13 protein-coding genes are annotated in these 16,350 nt (G+C 51.6%); 8 read left to right on the top strand and 5 right to left on the bottom strand.

Annotation, left to right across the window (positions count from 1 at the left end; translation table 11 throughout):
- Positions 1 to 171 precede the first annotated feature (171 nt).
- The 4 genes from ACR6HW_RS08640 (at position 172) to ACR6HW_RS08625 (ending at position 6,205) form a co-directional block, all read left to right on the top strand.
- Positions 172 to 3,879 (top strand): phosphoribosylformylglycinamidine synthase, encoded by a 3,708-nt coding sequence (locus ACR6HW_RS08640; protein ID WP_455730731.1) that lies wholly within the window; start codon positions 172 to 174, stop codon positions 3,877 to 3,879.
- 12 nt (positions 3,880 to 3,891) lie between these two features.
- Entirely contained in the window at positions 3,892 to 5,052 is a 1,161-nt protein-coding gene (gene purK, locus ACR6HW_RS08635) for a 5-(carboxyamino)imidazole ribonucleotide synthase (RefSeq protein WP_455730730.1), read from the top strand.
- Positions 5,053 to 5,077: 25 nt separating this feature from the next.
- Positions 5,078 to 5,563: a 5-(carboxyamino)imidazole ribonucleotide mutase gene (gene purE, locus ACR6HW_RS08630; protein ID WP_455730729.1), complete on the top strand. Its 486-nt coding sequence runs from the start codon at positions 5,078 to 5,080 to the stop codon at positions 5,561 to 5,563.
- A 126-nt stretch (positions 5,564 to 5,689) separates the two neighbouring features.
- Positions 5,690 to 6,205, top strand: coding sequence for a hypothetical protein (locus ACR6HW_RS08625; RefSeq protein WP_455730728.1), 516 nt, complete (start codon positions 5,690 to 5,692; stop codon positions 6,203 to 6,205).
- 82 nt (positions 6,206 to 6,287) lie between these two features.
- Here the strand turns inward: ACR6HW_RS08625 and fliE are convergent, their stop codons facing one another.
- From fliE to ACR6HW_RS08610, 3 genes are all read right to left on the bottom strand, one after another.
- Positions 6,288 to 6,590: a flagellar hook-basal body complex protein FliE gene (gene fliE / locus ACR6HW_RS08620; RefSeq protein WP_455730727.1), complete on the bottom strand. Its 303-nt coding sequence runs from the start codon at positions 6,588 to 6,590 to the stop codon at positions 6,288 to 6,290.
- A 10-nt stretch (positions 6,591 to 6,600) separates the two neighbouring features.
- A complete protein-coding gene (gene flgB, locus ACR6HW_RS08615; RefSeq protein WP_455730726.1) occupies positions 6,601 to 6,999 on the bottom strand; it encodes a flagellar basal body rod protein FlgB in 399 nt (132 codons plus the stop codon).
- 87 nt (positions 7,000 to 7,086) lie between these two features.
- The gene (locus ACR6HW_RS08610; protein ID WP_455730725.1) at positions 7,087 to 7,455 is read right to left on the bottom strand and encodes a hypothetical protein; all 369 of its coding nucleotides are present in this window, start codon (positions 7,453 to 7,455) and stop codon (positions 7,087 to 7,089) included.
- A 254-nt stretch (positions 7,456 to 7,709) separates the two neighbouring features.
- Here ACR6HW_RS08610 and ACR6HW_RS08605 point away from each other — a divergent pair, with 254 nt between their 5' ends.
- Entirely contained in the window at positions 7,710 to 8,522 is an 813-nt protein-coding gene (locus ACR6HW_RS08605; protein WP_455730724.1) for a cell wall hydrolase, read from the top strand.
- A 199-nt stretch (positions 8,523 to 8,721) separates the two neighbouring features.
- Here the strand turns inward: ACR6HW_RS08605 and ACR6HW_RS08600 are convergent, their stop codons facing one another.
- Entirely contained in the window at positions 8,722 to 10,554 is a 1,833-nt protein-coding gene (locus ACR6HW_RS08600; protein ID WP_455730723.1) for a sensor histidine kinase, read from the bottom strand.
- On the bottom strand, positions 10,529 to 11,230 hold the full coding sequence (locus ACR6HW_RS08595) for a response regulator transcription factor (RefSeq protein ID WP_455730722.1): 702 nt from the start codon (positions 11,228 to 11,230) through the stop codon (positions 10,529 to 10,531). Before ACR6HW_RS08595 ends, ACR6HW_RS08600 begins: the two co-directional genes overlap by 26 nt.
- A 408-nt stretch (positions 11,231 to 11,638) precedes the next feature.
- On the opposite strand from ACR6HW_RS08595, the gene ACR6HW_RS08590 reads away from it, so the two are divergent.
- From ACR6HW_RS08590 to ACR6HW_RS08580, 3 genes are all read left to right on the top strand, one after another.
- Positions 11,639 to 12,877: an FprA family A-type flavoprotein gene (locus ACR6HW_RS08590; RefSeq protein WP_455730721.1), complete on the top strand. Its 1,239-nt coding sequence runs from the start codon at positions 11,639 to 11,641 to the stop codon at positions 12,875 to 12,877.
- A 379-nt stretch (positions 12,878 to 13,256) separates the two neighbouring features.
- Positions 13,257 to 14,759: a PAS domain-containing protein gene (locus tag ACR6HW_RS08585; RefSeq protein ID WP_455730720.1), complete on the top strand. Its 1,503-nt coding sequence runs from the start codon at positions 13,257 to 13,259 to the stop codon at positions 14,757 to 14,759.
- A 330-nt stretch (positions 14,760 to 15,089) separates the two neighbouring features.
- Entirely contained in the window at positions 15,090 to 16,340 is a 1,251-nt protein-coding gene (locus tag ACR6HW_RS08580) for a putative DNA modification/repair radical SAM protein (RefSeq protein WP_455730719.1), read from the top strand.
- Positions 16,341 to 16,350: the final 10 nt, after the last annotated feature.

Raw genomic sequence — 16,350 nt, 5'->3', positions numbered from 1 at the left:
ATTCCTATTATACCAATTATTGAATCCCTTAAAACACCTATCTCGTTTTTGTTATCTAATTTTAAATTAGTGTGGCTAATAATAAACATTAATAATATTAATTTTATTAATCGTTATAAACGTGGTAAAATAAAGGCAACTATTAAGAAAATTGCCCTGGAGGAGAGACTTATGGTAACACGCGTACTTGTGGAAAAAAAAGCCGGATTCGATGTGGAGGCGAGAGGCCTTTTAAGCGATATCAGACAGACACTGAATCCATTAAATCTCGAAGATTTGCGCATTGTCAACTGCTACGATTTCGAAGGCATCGAGGCGTCTGACCTCGATACAGTCATCGGCACCGTGCTTTCAGAACCCAATGTGGACCACGTGCGCATGGGGGCATTTGAACCGGTAAAGGGTACGCGCTGCTTTAGAATGGCGCTTTTACCCGGTCAATACGACCAGCGTGCGGATTCTGCCATGCAGTGCATCCAGCTCGTCACACTAAAAGAGAAGCCGGCACTCCAAGTGTCGAAAATCGTCATTTTAGCCGGCGATTTGTCCGACGGCGACTTCGAGCGCATCCGCGATTACCTCATCAATCCCGTAGAGGCACACGCGTGCCCACTGGACATACCGAAGACAGTGCACATGGCGTTTGAAGCGCCAGAAGCAGTTGCAGAAGTCACGGGCTTTACAGAGATGACGCCGGAGGCGTTGGGAGCGTACCACGGGTCCATGGGCTTTGCTATGACCCTCGAAGACCTCGCCTTTGTACAGGGGTACTTCAAAGAAGACGAACAGCGCGACCCGACGGTAACAGAGCTCAAAGTGGTGGACACCTACTGGTCGGATCACTGCCGACACACCACGTTTATGAGCGCCATTGACGCCATTGACCTCGGCGGTTTTAAACCCGCATTAAAGGCTTACGAAGTGTACGAAGCCATGCGCAAAACGGTGTACCCCGACGGCAAGCGCCTCAAGACGCTTATGGACCTCGCCACCATCAATATGAAGTACCTGCGTCAAACCGGCGGCCTCGACGACCTCGACGTCTCCGATGAAATCAACGCGTGCAGCATCAGGGTGCCCGTGGATGTCGACGGCGTGGAACAGCCGTGGCTGCTTATGTTTAAAAACGAAACCCACAACCACCCGACGGAAATCGAGCCTTACGGTGGCGCGGCCACTTGTCTCGGCGGCGCCATTAGAGACCCGCTCTCAGGGAGAAGCTACGTGTACCAGAGCATGCGCGTCACAGGGGCGGCAAATCCGCTGATGCCTGTGGAAGAGACGCTACCGGGCAAACTGCCTCAAAAGGTCATTACCAAAAAAGCCGCAGCGGGCTTCAGTGCCTACGGCAACCAAATCGGTCTCGCAACGGGCCTCGTTTCAGAAGTGTACCACCCGGGCTTTATGGCCAAGCGCATGGAAGTGGGGGCGGTAATTGCCGCGGCACCTGCTGAAAACGTCGTGCGCAAGGCGCCGGAAGCCGGCGATGTGATTATTTTACTCGGCGGCAAAACCGGCCGAGATGGCGTCGGCGGTGCGACGGGCTCCAGCAAGGCACACGACGAAGACAGTATTATGACTTGCGGCGCGGAAGTCCAAAAGGGCAACCCGCCTGAAGAACGCAAAATACAGCGTCTGTTCCGTAAAAAAGAACTGACGACACTGATTAAGAAATGCAACGACTTCGGCGCCGGCGGCGTTTCAGTGGCTATTGGCGAACTGGCCGACAGCCTCGAAATCGACCTCGATGCCGTACCGAAAAAATACGAGGGACTCGACGGGACGGAAATCGCACTCTCTGAATCTCAAGAGCGCATGGCAGTCGTGGTAGCGGCGGCAGATGCGGCGCGCTTTATTGAAATGAGCGCCGAGGAAAATCTCGAAGCCACTGTGGTGGCACGGGTCACCGACACCGGTCGCCTCGTTATGAAATGGCGCGGGGCTAAAATCCTCGACATCAAGCGCGCGTTTCTCGACGAAAACGGCGTGCGTCAAACCGCCGAAGTCGCTGTTGAGGCACCGGTGGGCCCATCGTTTTTCCAAAAGCCGGCACAGCCGCTTGAAACGGCGCTGGCAGACCTCAACATCTGCTCTCAAAAAGGTTTGGTGGAGCGCTTTGACAACACCATCGGTTCCGCCACGGTGTTGATGCCTTTCGGCGGCGTCAACGAACAGACGCCAATCCAAACCATGGTGTCCAAGTTGCCGGTTTTAGGCGGTGAAACGGAGACGGTCTCCATGATGAGCTACGGGTACGACCCCGACCTCGCCAGCTGGTCGCCGTTCCACGGCGGTGCTTATGCCGTCGTCGACGCCATGGCGAAAATCGTGGCGACAGGTGGCGATTACAGAAAGGTGCGTCTGTCTCTTCAAGAGTACTTTGAGCGCCTCGGCAAAGACCCTGTCAAATGGGGCAAGCCGTTTTCGGCACTTCTCGGCGCGGCTTACGCGCAGTACGCTTTTGACACAGCGGCCATCGGCGGCAAAGATTCCATGTCCGGCACCTTTAAAGACTTAAACGTGCCGCCGACCCTCATTGCCTTTGCAGTGGGGCACGGCAAGGCACACGATGTGATTTCGCCGGAGTTCAAATCGCCACACGCGGCACTGTACCTGTTCAAAGCAGAGCGCGATGCCGACGATATGGTGGCTTTTGAAGCGCTGAAGAAGGGCTATGCGGCCATTCACAGCGGCATTATCGCCGGCGATATCGTCTCGGCGTACGCTGTGGGCAAGGGCGGCGTATTGACAAGTGTCTTTAAAATGGCGGCGGGCAACGACATCGGCGTACAGTTTGATGTCGCTGACGAAGCGCTCTTAATGGAAGAGGCTTACGGCAGCATTGTGTTTGAGATGAAAGCAGGGCACACATGTACCATAGAGGGGGCACAGCGCATCGGTAGAACGGTAGAGGAACCCGTTTTGGCGTTCTGTGGCAAGCGACACCCTTTAAGTGCGCTAAAAGAGATTTGGGAAGCGCCGCTCGAACCGATTTTACCAAGTGTACACGGCGAGAAAATCAGTGCGCGACAGCACGATTACTATAAAAAGAACACGGCGTTCCCAGCGGTAAAGACGGCAAAGCCAAAAGTATTTGTGCCGGTTTTCCCGGGGACGAACTGCGAATACGATACCCTTCGCGCCTTTGAAGACGCCGGGGCGGCAGTGACGCATTTTGTATTTAAAAATCAAAGCCAATCGGCCATTGAACACTCTCTTGAGGCCATGGCTGCGGAGATTAAAAACGCTCAAATGATTGCGCTTCCAGGCGGGTTCAGTGCAGGCGACGAACCCGAGGGCTCGGGCAAATTCATCGCATCGGTGCTCAGAAACCCTCAGATTGCCGAAGCGGTAATGGCGCTGCTCAAAGAGCGCGACGGTTTGATGCTGGGCATCTGCAACGGTTTTCAAGCGCTTGTAAAGGTGGGGTTACTCCCTTACGGCGAAATCCGACCACTTGACGAAAAGTCGCCGACGTTGACGTTTAACGCCATCAACCGCCATGTGGCGCGTATGGCCAAGGTGCGCGTGTCCTCTGTAATGTCGCCGTTTATGGCACATACTGAGGTGGGCAAAGTGTACCAGACGGCGTTCTCACACGGCGAGGGGCGCTTCTACGCATCGGAAGATATGATTCAAAAACTCAGTGCCGGCGGACAGATTGCGACACAGTACGTCGACGACCTCGAGCAGGTAGCCCTTTCCGCCACGCACAACATCAACGGCTCAGTAGATGCCATCGAAGGGATTACATCGCCTTGTGGCCGCATTTTCGGTAAAATGGGTCATGTGGAGCGCATGGGCAACCATCTGTACAAGAACATTGTCGGCGACAAGATGTTTGACATCTTTAAATCAGGTGTACACTACTTCAAATAGGAGGGGGCTTATATGAGAAAAGTGAGACGCATCGTGCCGCCTCAGGCCATTGGCATTATCGGCGCGGGGCAACTGGGAAAAATGTTGGCACAAGAGGCGAAGCAAATGGGGTATAAGGTGGTCGTTTTAGACCCCAAGCCCCACGCGCCGGCAGGACAAATATGCGACGAGCAGATTGTGGCGGAGTTTTCGGATTACGGCGCTGTAGAGCGCCTCGCCATGAAGACGCAGGTGCTCACCTACGAGTTTGAACACATCGACGCCGGTGTCCTCGAAAAAGTTGAGGCAATCGGTTACACCGTGTACCCGTCGTCTAAGACGCTGAAGTTGATTCAGAACAAGTACGAACAAAAGTGCATGCTGGAAGCGGCGGCCATTGCCACAAACACTTTTGAAGCCGTCGAAAGCGCCGAACAGCTCAAGGCGTTTTTCGAGGCACACGGCGGCAATGTGGTCATCAAGGCGTGTAAAGGCGGCTACGACGGCAAGGGCAACTGGTTTGTCACCGATGCGGCGGACATTGAGCCCCTTTATGAGAAAATCGGACATCTGCCGCTGTACGTCGAGGCATTTTTCAATTACACCAAAGAGATTTCCGTGATTTACGCCAGAGGTGACGCCGGGGTAAAGGTCTTTCCCATAGCGGAAAACACCCACGACGAGGGCATCCTCATTACCTCTAAAGTGCCGGCGGCCATAGACGCCGCGGTCAAGGCGCGCGCTGTGGCGCTGGCGGAAAAGGTGGCGGCGGCCATCGACGACTACGGCGTGTTTTGCGTGGAGATGTTTGTGGGCGAAGACGGTGACGTCGTGGTCAATGAAATTGCGCCGAGACCACACAACACGGGGCATTACACCATTGAAGGGTGCAACATCTCCCAGTACGGCCAACTTCTGCGCGTTATGACGGGCATGCCGCTCAGCGATGTGCGCCTTCTGTCCCCATGTGTGATGCACAACATTTTGGGAACGCCGGGAACTACGGGAACGTATTACGTCAAGGGCATTGAAAAGGCGTTGATGCACGACGACTGTTACTTGCACCTCTACGGCAAGCCGGAGACGGCGCCGAGAAAGAAAATGGGGCATGTAACGGTGCTCGACGCCGATGTGGAAACGGCACAACGGATAGCAAGACAAATTGTTTCGGATATAGAGTACATTAAAGCGTAAACGGTTTTAAGCAAGGAGGCTAAGAATGGATCAATCGATTAAACGCGTGGGCATTATTATGGGCAGTCAATCGGATTTGCCTGTGATGCAGGCCGCAGTGGATATTTTAAAGGCGCTGTCGGTGCCCTATGAACTCAAAGTGGTATCGGCGCACAGAACCCCTGAGCGCATGGTGGCGTATGCCAAAGAAGCGGCGGATAGGGGCATTGAAGTGATTATCGCCGGTGCCGGCGGCGCGGCACATCTGCCGGGGATGGTGGCGTCGTTAACGCCGCTGCCGGTTATCGGCGTCCCTGTAAAGCTGAAGGCCTTAGACGGTCTGGACTCTCTGCTTTCCATCGTTCAAATGCCAGGCGGCGTGCCCGTGGCCACTGTGGGCGTAAACAACGCTAAAAACGCAGGCCTGTTGGCGGCGCGCATCTTAGGCGTCAAATACGAAGCGGTTCAAAAGGCCATTGTAGAGATGACAGAGCGCGTTCGGGCGTCGGTGGTCTACGATTTAGAAGAATAGCAGCCCCCCTTTTGCCCGTGCTTTAAATCACTTTGCACAGACGATGCGTCGATGCCTTCGCGATTGAATGACGCCGCCATCTGTGTTACCATAGAGGAGAAGTCGATAAGACAGTAGGAGGCGATTATGAAGAAATGGCTTTACAGCGTCGTATGTGCGGCGACCATCGCCAGTATGACCGGTTGTTCACTCATCGGTACATTGGACTCTAAAGATGACAAACCCGTTGTCGCAGTGGCCATTGAAGATGGCGAAGACGCAGAACCCACGCCTGTGATTGTAAAAGAAGCGCGCAAAGTGATTGAAGGAGATTGGGGCTATCTCGAACTCGTAGAAACGAAGGACCCGTGGCTTTACGTCACCGATATAAACATGTTTGAAGAGTTTGGCGACGTCAATGAAGGCGGCGCTGTGTACAAACCGAGCGAACAGCTGATTGCCTTTGGCATCACCCGTTCAGACGGTACGCAGACAGGCACTGTCGAAGGGCCTTATGTGTATGCGGAAATGGACATCGCTTCAGGCGAAGTGACAGTTAAGGAGTTCAAGGCAGCTACCGGCGGTGCCCCCATCGAACTGGATGACGCGCGATTGGCGGAAATCTGTACGGTTTTTTTAGAAATTTTTAAAGACAATTTGTAAAACAGCGGTGAAAATCGACATAAAAAAAGCTTTGGACAACTGTCCAAAGCTTTTGCTGTTTTATTTAGACCGAAACGGTGCGTTAGAGCTGTAAACGCATGATTTCGCTGTATGCGCCCAGCACTTTGTTGGTGACTTCGACGGCGAGGTTAAGGGTCAAATCGGCCTTTAATCCGGCGATTTTGACGTCGTGAATGCTGTCGATTTCACCGAGCATAAACTGGTCGCCGATGATTTCAGAGGCCTTTTGAGCGCTGTTGACCTCGTTGAGTGCGTTCACGAGCAGCTCCGAAAAATCCACGCTGGATTTTTGAAGCGTCTTCTGTGTATCGGCTATTTTATTTTGGACGCCAATGGCGTTCGCAGCTATGGGATTAATCGTCATAAGTCATCTCCTACTTGCTGATGTTAAAGACGGTTTTAAGGCGGTTGTACTGGCCGTTGACGCGGTCGATCATGGCGTTGTAGTAAAGGGTGTTCTTTGCCATTTCCGCATTTTCAACATCGACGTCGACGTTGTTGTCGTCAGCTCTGTAGCTGCTGTCACCGACGTTTTCCACACGCGGCACATTGGGGAAATTAGGGTCCATGTGCATCGAATGCGTCCGAGTCATCGGCACCGTTTGCGCTTTGCCCAGTTCGGCGCGCAGGGCGTCTTCAAAACTCACCGTTTGGCGTTTGTAGCCCGGCGTATTGACGTTGGCGATGTTGTTGGCAATGGTGGTTTGCTTCATCCAAGCGCCGTCCAGTGCCTTGTTGATGATGTTGATTTTATTAAAAGTTTTTCCTAACATGAATAGCCTCCTCGCGGTGGCGCTTGACGCGCTACGGGCACGCAAAACGCTTAACGTATAGGGTATCGGCAAAACGCCTGCGATACTTTAGTCCATCAGCTCGATTTTGGCGTTTTTCTTTCGAAGCCATTTGACGAGGCATAAAACGCCGGTGAAAATCAACGCTGTGGCGGCGACGCCGATGACGATGCCCTTGAGGAATGCGGCGAGGTTCGACTCCAAAGTCTCGCCGCCGCAGCAAGCGATGGTCTCTGTGGCGTCTTCGCTGGCGTCGAGTACGATGTCATCTATGTGAGCGGCTTGTTCAGGCGAACTGCTGTGTATGGACTTGTTGTGGTTCACCGGGTTGATGTCGAAAAAGCTGAAGCGAAAATGGTTGTGAACCGGGTTGTCGTTGTTAGAGAACCAGCTTTTCTTGGTTTGGACTTTAGACTGTCTGCTAAACGGAAAAAACATAGGCGCGCTCCTTTAAAAAATTTATTTGTGTTTATTATACCACTAATCGCCGAAATTTAAACCCCCTTGGCAGTTTTAAGACAGGTGACTATACTTGAGAAAAGACAAAAAAATTTGCAATTTTGCGAAAGTGTGATAAAATGCATAAATGTATTTAAAAAGTCCTCTCGCACACTAAGAAATAGCAAAAATGGTATTGCGAGGGAAACTATTAAACTCGGAAGGGTTGCCTTCCAAAAAACTAAGGAGGATTTATGAAGTTAAAACTTTTGTTTTTGACTTTGGTCGCTGCCGTATGTCTTTTAGGCGTAGGCTTTGCTCAAGATTACGATGTAATCGTGAGTTACAACGACCAACTCATCAAAAATGAACAGACCGTTTTAGATAGGGACGGTACTTTGTATGTTCAATTTTTCGATTGGGTAGAGCGCTTTGATCTAGAGATGGAGTGGCTCGAATATTCTAAGTACGCAGTGCTTAGTCATGATGAAGATGTCTATGTTTTCCGTTCAGAATCGGATAAAATCACAGTGAACAACGAACACGAATACTTGAAGTATTCAACTTTTACTAAAGACGGCAAGCTCTACGTCCCACTGTATTACATTGCAGATCTCATGGGGACGTCCTACACGTACGACGAGACGTTACACCGTTTAAAACTCACAACACCTGTACCGGTTGTTGAACCGGACGAAGTCATTCAAGCTGTTTCGTATACGGAAAAAGACCTCTTGTGGCTGGCGCGCATTGTCGATGTCGAAGCCAACGGCGCCTCTGTAAACAAGAAGACGGCTGTGGCCAATGTGGTGCTCAACCGCGTGAAGTCTCCAAAGTTCGCCAACAGTATTTACGGCGTTATCTTTGAGAGTGGACAATTCCCGCCGGCGCATCGCGCAGGCTTTACGACACGCGTACCGAAGGCGTCGAGTTTTGTTGCGGCTGAACGCGCACTCATGGGCGTGGAAGTAGCGAAGGACTGTCTTTATTTTAATTACAGACCTCATACGTGGATCGATTCCAGCAAGTTTTACAAAGTCATTGAAGGCGATTACTTCTACAGATAAGATAAGGTCTTTTGCCTTTTGATGTTTAACAATTGAAAATTGAAAGCTAATCAGAAAGCTAATCAAAAAATCACGCGCCAAACGGCGCGTGATTTTTGCGTTCCAAGGGGGACGGTTCTTTTGTGCCGGAAAACCCTTGGTTTTTCCATTTTTAAAGCTTATAAAAGCTTACTTTTTCATGAAATAGTGCACAAAGTGCTTATATCGTTTCATTTGCGTCTGTATCCCCTGTTGACGCAATGGTGCGGTCTTGGGACTCAAACGGAGCATCTAAACGCTGTAGCCCCTCCGAAGTGGCCTCAGCCACGTGTTCGATGACTTCAAACGTCAAGGTGACCTTAAAGAGGTCGCCGTCGATGTCGAGCTGGAAGTCGCCGCCGCACGCCCGAGTGAAGCTTTCAGCGATGGAAAGGCCTAGGCCGGAGCCTTCGGAGCCGCGTGAGGTGTCCCCTCTGGCAAAGCGTCTGAGGATGGCTTCCGGGGTGACGGTTATCGGGGCTTCTGAGATGTTTTTAAACTGAATGCGGGCGCTTGTGTCGACGGTTTCGAGGGTGATGAAGACGCGGGTGCCGCGCAGGGTGTATTTGAGGATGTTTTCCAGCAGGTTTTGGAAGACTCTGTGGAGTTTGGCGCCGTCGCTGTAGACCCACACGGGGGCGTCGTTGTCGCTGGTGATGATTTTGAGTTCTGAGCGTTCGATTTCTTCTTGCATGTTGCCCAAAGACTGTCTCAGCAATTTGTTGAGGTCGATGGGGGTTCGCTGAATGTCCAGGTTGCCGCTGGTGCTTTTGGACAGGTCGAAGAGGTCGGAGACGATGCTTTTAAGCTGTGCCGATTTGCCTTCGAGGACGTCGACGTATTCTGCCGCAGTGCTTTCAAGTGGTTCTTTTTTGAGCAGATCCACATAGGAGATGATGCTCGTCAGCGGTGTCTTGAGGTCGTGTGACATGTTGGTGACGAGGTCGATTTTCATGCGCTCGCTTTTGAGGCGTTCTTCTACAGCGGCTTCTAGTGCCTCGTCTGCACCGGACAGCACCCGGTAGTTCCCCCGGATTAAGAAGTAAATGAGGACGCTTTCGGCGAGGAGCGGCAACGACAGAAAGAGTACGCTGCTGTAGTTGACCAGCAATAGAAAAAAGGCGAGGACGCATAAAAAGCTGCCGACGATAAAGACGATGGCGCGCCAGAGAATGTTTTCCGTCAGGGTTTTGCTGCTGCCCATACCCGCTTTGACAATGGCGTTGAGCACGTAGGCGATGCCTGCGAGAAGTGTGAACAACAAGGTGCCTTTAAAAAACGTTCGGCATTTTATTTTGCGCACGAGAGCCAGGAGACAAGTTCCCACAACGGTTGCAACAGCAGCGGTAAACGCGTAGAACAGGACGTTGACAACCGTCGTAGTATCGGCGCCATAGCGCGGTATAAAGCTGTTGGCATAGACACCCCATAAGCAAATCGCACCGCCGCCGGCGAGCAACAACAGCTCTGTATACGCCCGGTCCAAGGTGAGCTGCCGCGCAGGGGTTCTGTAAAACAGCACGGCCACGAGCGCAAAGATGGCCACCGCGAGCCCAATTAAGCAATAGATGTTTACGTTAAACGCCGTTCGGTTCTTCTCCCACACAGTGGCTTCCCGATTGAAGGCGCTCTTCGGAATAAAGAGGTCAAATTCCTGTGACGGTTCGCTGGGCACATCGAAAAAGTGCTCCAACTTTGGCGTATAGGGGGTCGTTTTTAAGACGCCGTTGCGATAGGTGACTCGGACCCCTTCCTTCCGATTGAGGCCAAAGAGATCGACGACTTCGCTGTTGCCGTCGCTTTCGCCCAACGCTTTGTAAATGTAATTGGCGGTATCCACATAGTAAGCCCATGTGTCGTAATAGTTGCTTTCGTCTAAATAGTTTCCGGTTTTAGACACTTCGAGGAGTTTGACCCCGGTGTGCGCCACACCCACTACCAGAGCGACGACGAGGACAAACAAGAGCGCGTTTATCCCCGTTTTTTTGTTAGAGTTTTTCAATTTTGTATCCAATGCCCCACACCACCTTTAAGTATTTTGGCTCTTTGGGATTGATTTCGATTTTTTCTCGAATCCGCCTAATGTGTACCATTACGGTGTTTTCGACGCCGTGAGCCGCCATGCCCCACACGCTGTCGTAGATGCGCTCTGCTGAGAAGACGATGTTCGGATGCGACATCAACAGGTGCATGATGTTGTACTCCGTCTGTGTCAAGTGCACGGCGTCGCCATCGACATAGAGTTGCTTTTCCCCTGTGTTCAGCGACAGGCCCCCAACAGTGAGGGCGTCTTGCCGTGCGGTCTTCGTGACATCGCCGAGGTCGGTGTAGCGCCTCAGATGACTTTTGACGCGCGCTGCGAGCTCTTGCGGGTTGTACGGCTTTGTGACGTAGTCGTCTGCACCGATGGACAGGCCGAGTACTTTGTCGCTCTCTTCGGACTTTGCCGACAGCAGGATGACGGGGATGTTTTGCTTTTCCCTGAGTTTCATCAGCGTCGACAGGCCGTCCAGCGTCGGCATCATAATGTCGAGAATCATCAAGTGCATGTGACGGCTTTCAACGATCTTCAGTGCATCGAGGCCGTTGTGCGCGGTAAAGACGACGTGTCCCTCTTTTTGAAGGAGCCTTTTTATGGCGTTGGCGATGGCGATATCGTCGTCCACGACCAATATTTTCGAGTTGTTCATGTAATCCCTCCCAAATGCATATCTATAGTGTACTATTAGTATCTTACAACAAAATAGCCATGTTTCTTACAATTTTCTTAAGGGGGACGGTTCTTTTGTGCCGAAATTCTATAAAATTTACCATTTGTTCCATATTAAAATGGCGCTTTGACTGGTTTTCAGCGATTTGTGGTGACGGGCGTCGGTGAGAGATGCTTCATTTTGAGCTAGAGGATTTGGCAAGTGATGTAAACCCCGCCTCTTGTGTGCGACGGAAGTGGAACCACTGCAATTCTTGAAATAGCGTTTGACAATTATGGAAAAATATATGGTTTTGTGGCACAAAAGAACCGTCCCCCTTGACACGCTATAAAATTCAGTATACGATACAATCGATAATGATTCTCATTAAATTAAAGGAGGTTATCAATGGCGATAACACAAACAGTTGAAGGCATCTACAAGCTCTCTACCTCGATACGGGATATTTTATTTGAAGGGCTTTGGGAAATCCCCAATGGTGTCACTTTAAACTCTTATGTTGTAAAAGGCGAGCGAACGGCAATTGTCGACGGTTTCTGCGGTTGGGAGGGGGTACCTGAGACGTTTTTTACCATGCTTGATGAGATGCAGGTGCCTCTCGAGTCTATCGACTACATCATCATCAATCATATGGAGCCCGACCATTCGGGGTGGATTGAGGAGATTAGGGCACTTAAAGACGATGTGGTCGTGGTGTGCTCTAAGGCTTCTGAAAGACTACTCAAAGCCTTTTACAATTACGAAGGCCCCATTCGCGTCGTGAGAGACGGGGACACACTTGACTTAGGCGGTGGGCGCTGTCTTGAGTTTTACAGCATTCCCAATGTCCATTGGCCCGATGCCATTGTGACGCTGGACAAGCTGTCGGGAACGCTGTTTTCTTGCGATGCCTTCGGGTCGTTTGGAACGTTTGACGGAAAGGATTACGATGATCAACTGGCGGCGCAGGATTACCCAGTGCTTGAAAAGGAAACCATGCGCTATTACGCCAACATCATTGCAACGTTCTCAAACTTTGTCTTAAAGGCGCTCGACAAGCTTAAAAGCCTAGAGATACGCGCTGTGGCCCCTGGACACGGCATCGTCTGGCGCCAGTCCCCTGAAACTGTCGTCGACATGTACCGCCGCATTGCCGGATACAGTTCAGGGGAGGCTAAGCCCAAGGTGGCGGTGCTTTGGGGATCTATGTACGGCATGACTGAAAGAGGGCTTAAAGCGGTTTTAAAAGGTCTCGATGAAGCCGGTGCTGAATACGAAGTGCTGAATGTCGCTGAAGCTTCATTGGGATCAATTTTGGCGTCAGTCTGGGATGCCAGCGGGATTGTGCTTGCGATGCCGACATATGAGAACAAAATGTTTCCAACGATGGCGGCGGTGCTCGACGAACTCGGGAAGAAACGGGTTCAAAACCGGCAAGCCTTTCGCATCGGTTCGTTTGGGTGGAGCGGCGGAGCAGAAAAGGAACTGGCCGCTATTATGGAACGTCACGCGATGAACTGGACATTTTTGCCGAGCGTGGAGTTTTGCGGTGCGCCGAGTACGGAGGATTTAGAGGCGATTGAGGCGCGTGTAAAAGAGCTTTGGGGGACGGTTCTTTTGTGCTCGAATCCACTAAAAACTGGATAAAAAGCTAGGCGAGAAAACAGCCGCACGACCAAGTGGTGACAACATCTCGAGTACAAGACTCGCGATGTGAACTGTCCCGCGGAAGCCGTGCGGCTGTTGTTTGTCCTGTGGATGGCGCCAAGGTGGCCGAGAGGCGACAATCTTACCCTTTACCCATAGGGCCATCAATCGCGTTAAATAAGGTGTTTGCAGGCCTTGGCGCCTTGTAAAGTCGCAAACACCACTATGGAATAAATGGTAAAATTTATAGAAATCGAGCACAAAAGAACCGTCCCCCTTGGTAACATACATTACATACTGCGAGAACGATAATTGGTATCATATACTTACAAACCACACACCCCCATCGCACAGCAGTGCCATTTAAAAAGGAGGCCCCATGTCCTACGAAAAAATGAACGCCCGTCTTCAACTGGACGCGCAAAAAATAGACACCCTTATCGACATCAAAGTCGCTTACCTCGACGGCAAACTGAGCCGTGAACAGGCGCAACAACGCATCAAACAGACCCTAGACTACATCACGCCGCAAGAGTTTGCCCTCGTCGAGCAAGCCCTTCAGCAACACGGCGTCACCGACGAAACCCTCAAAGCCCGTGTGGACGACCTCTTTGCGTTGTTCGACACCATTCGTGTCGCCGACAAACAGGTCGTCGAAGAGGGACACCCCGTCGACACCTACCTCAAAGAAGTCGCCGCCATTCGCGAACTGCTCGCCGCCATGCGCAAACAGGCGCTGCAAAAATACATTCACAACCCGTGGCTCGAACTCTACGATAAATTGGAAGCAATCAAAGTCCACTTTGCACGGAAACAAAATCAACTGTATCCCGAACTTGAAAAAGCGGGCTTCGACAAACCGTCCAAAGTCATGTGGTCGCTTGAAAATGACATTAGAGACAGCATCAGACAGGGCAGAGCGCTGCTGGAATCCCAATCGGAAGAGGCCTTCATGCGGCATCAGCAGACCCTCATCGCCCTCGTAGAAGACATGATGGTCAAGGAAGAGGAAATTCTCTACCCCACGGCGTTGTCGTTGGTATCGGAAGCGGCTTTTGAACAGATGAAAGCAGGCGACGCAGAAATCGGATTTTGTCTCATTGACCCGCCGGCCTATGCGAAAGCGGCTCCGGCGAACAGCGGCAGCGGCATCCCGACATCGCATGAATCCGGCGGCAAGCTGAACGTCCGCCAAGGGGCACTCACCCTCGAGCAAATCAACCTCATCTACCGCCACCTCAAAGTCGACCTGTCGTATGTCGACGAAAACGAAATCGTCCAGTTTTACAGCGACACCAAGCACCGCGTCTTCCCAAGGAGCCCCGGCGTCATCGGCCGCGACGTGAAAAATTGCCACCCGAGCGAAAGCGTTGACACCGTCAAAGCCATTATAGAGGCCTTTAAAGCGGGCACTCAAGACGAAGCTGAGTTTTGGCTTGAAATCGGCGGTCGCTTTGTCTACATCGTCTACACCGCCGTCCGCGATGACCAAGGCACCTTCCGCGGCGTGTTGGAAATGATGCAGGACGCCACGCACATCCGGTCTCTCGAAGGCAGCCGCCGCCTGCTCTCTTGGGCCGATTCAGAGGATCAATCAGAAGCAGGTGGGGCGACAGAACCGCCGGCGAACGCACTGGGGATTACTAGAGACACTGTCATTGGCGATCTCGTCAAAGCACATCCTCAGGTGAAAGCGTTCTTGCTTAGCCAGTCGCCGAAGTTCGAGAAATTAAACAACCCGCTGTTGTTCAAGACCATGTCGTCCATAGCGACGCTGGACATGATCGCCCGTCGCGGAGACTTAAATGTCGACGAGCTCATCGACAGCCTGGTTAAATTCTTGGGGGACGGTTCTTTTGTGCAGCAAAACACTAAAAATTGACAATTCGAGGAACGGCAAACTGCCGCAGATACTGACGTGAGAGCAAATGTCTTTGCTAATTGCCACAGTGTATCTGCGGCAGTTTCACATGGTGAAAAGCGTTTGCTCACACTCGGTGTGGTGTGCCGGAAGCGTATTAAATGTTGTCCTACGTATCTTTAGAAGTGTTGAAAAATCAATGGCAGGAAGCAAACGCATCTCAAATTGCGGGTGGAAAATATGGTAAAATATATAGGATTCGAGCACAAAAGAACCGTCCCCCCTTGACAGTTTCACACAGGTCGTGTAAAATAAAAACAGAACATACGTTCTGTAAAGGAGGCGACTGTTGTGGAGACATTAGACAAACTGAAGATATTGGCAGATGCGGCGAAATACGATGTGTCGTGTTCGTCCAGCGGCAGCAGCCGCATGGCGAAAAAAGGCGCCCTCGGCAACACCGCCTTGCCCGGTATTTGTCACAGTTGGGCAGATGACGGCAGGTGTGTGTCGCTGTTTAAAATACTGATGACAAATCAATGTATTTACGACTGTGCCTATTGTCAAAACCGCGCCAGTAACAACGATATCCAGCGCGCCGCCTTTACAGTGGACGAAATTGTCGCCTTGACCATACAGTTTTACAGGCGCAACTATATAGAGGGCCTGTTTCTTAGTTCTGGCATCATCAAAGACGCCAATCACACCATGTCGTTGCTGCTTCAAGTGGTGAAGCGCCTTAGAGAGCGAGAAAATTTCAACGGCTACATACACCTGAAAGGCATTCCGGGCGCCGATCGAGGACTCATTGAACAAGCGGGGCGATATGTGGACAGACTGAGCATCAACATCGAATTGCCCACCAGCAAAAGCATCCGATTGCTCGCACCGGAGAAAAAGCGCCAAGATATGGTGGCGCCGATGCAGTTTATAAAAGAAAAGAGCCAACTGGCGGCTCTGGAACGAAAGCGCTATAAAAATGCACCTATGTTCGTACCGGCGGGACAGACGACTCAGCTGATTGTGGGCGCTAGCAGGGAGGCCGACTACCACATCATAAAAATCGCCGAGGCCTTTTACCAGCGGGTCGATCTAAAGCGCGTTTATTACTCGGCGTACATGCCCGTGGGCAATTTACCGGCTGTTGTCGAAGACACCGCGCTGTCCCTTAGACGGGAACACCGCATCTACCAAGCGGATTGGCTGATGCGGTTTTACGGCTTTAAAGCCGATGAGATTTTAAATGCGCAGCGGCCGAACCTCGACATGGAAATCGACCCCAAATGTCAATGGGCCCTAGCCAACATGCAGTATTTCCCGATAGAAGTTATGCGCGCTCCGTTGCATGTGCTGTTAAGGGTGCCGGGCATCGGGAATATCAGCGCAAGACGCATTATCGGCGCCCGAAAATTCGGCAGGCTCTCGGAAGAAGCCCTGAAAAAACTCGGTGTGGTAATGAAGCGGGCTCAATACTTTATTACCATTGGCGGGTGCTCAGTCAATACGCTGGACATGAACCCGTTTACACTGAAGCCCCTTTTGACAGACGGCGTCAAGCCGCAACTGTCCATGTTTGAAAAGTACCCGACGCTGTTCAGCTAACGGCATTGCA

The sequence above is a fragment of the Fusibacter sp. JL298sf-3 genome (assembly GCF_053842995.1).
Note: the sequence above shows the minus strand (reverse complement) of the source record. Positions and strands in the feature narration are given on the sequence as shown.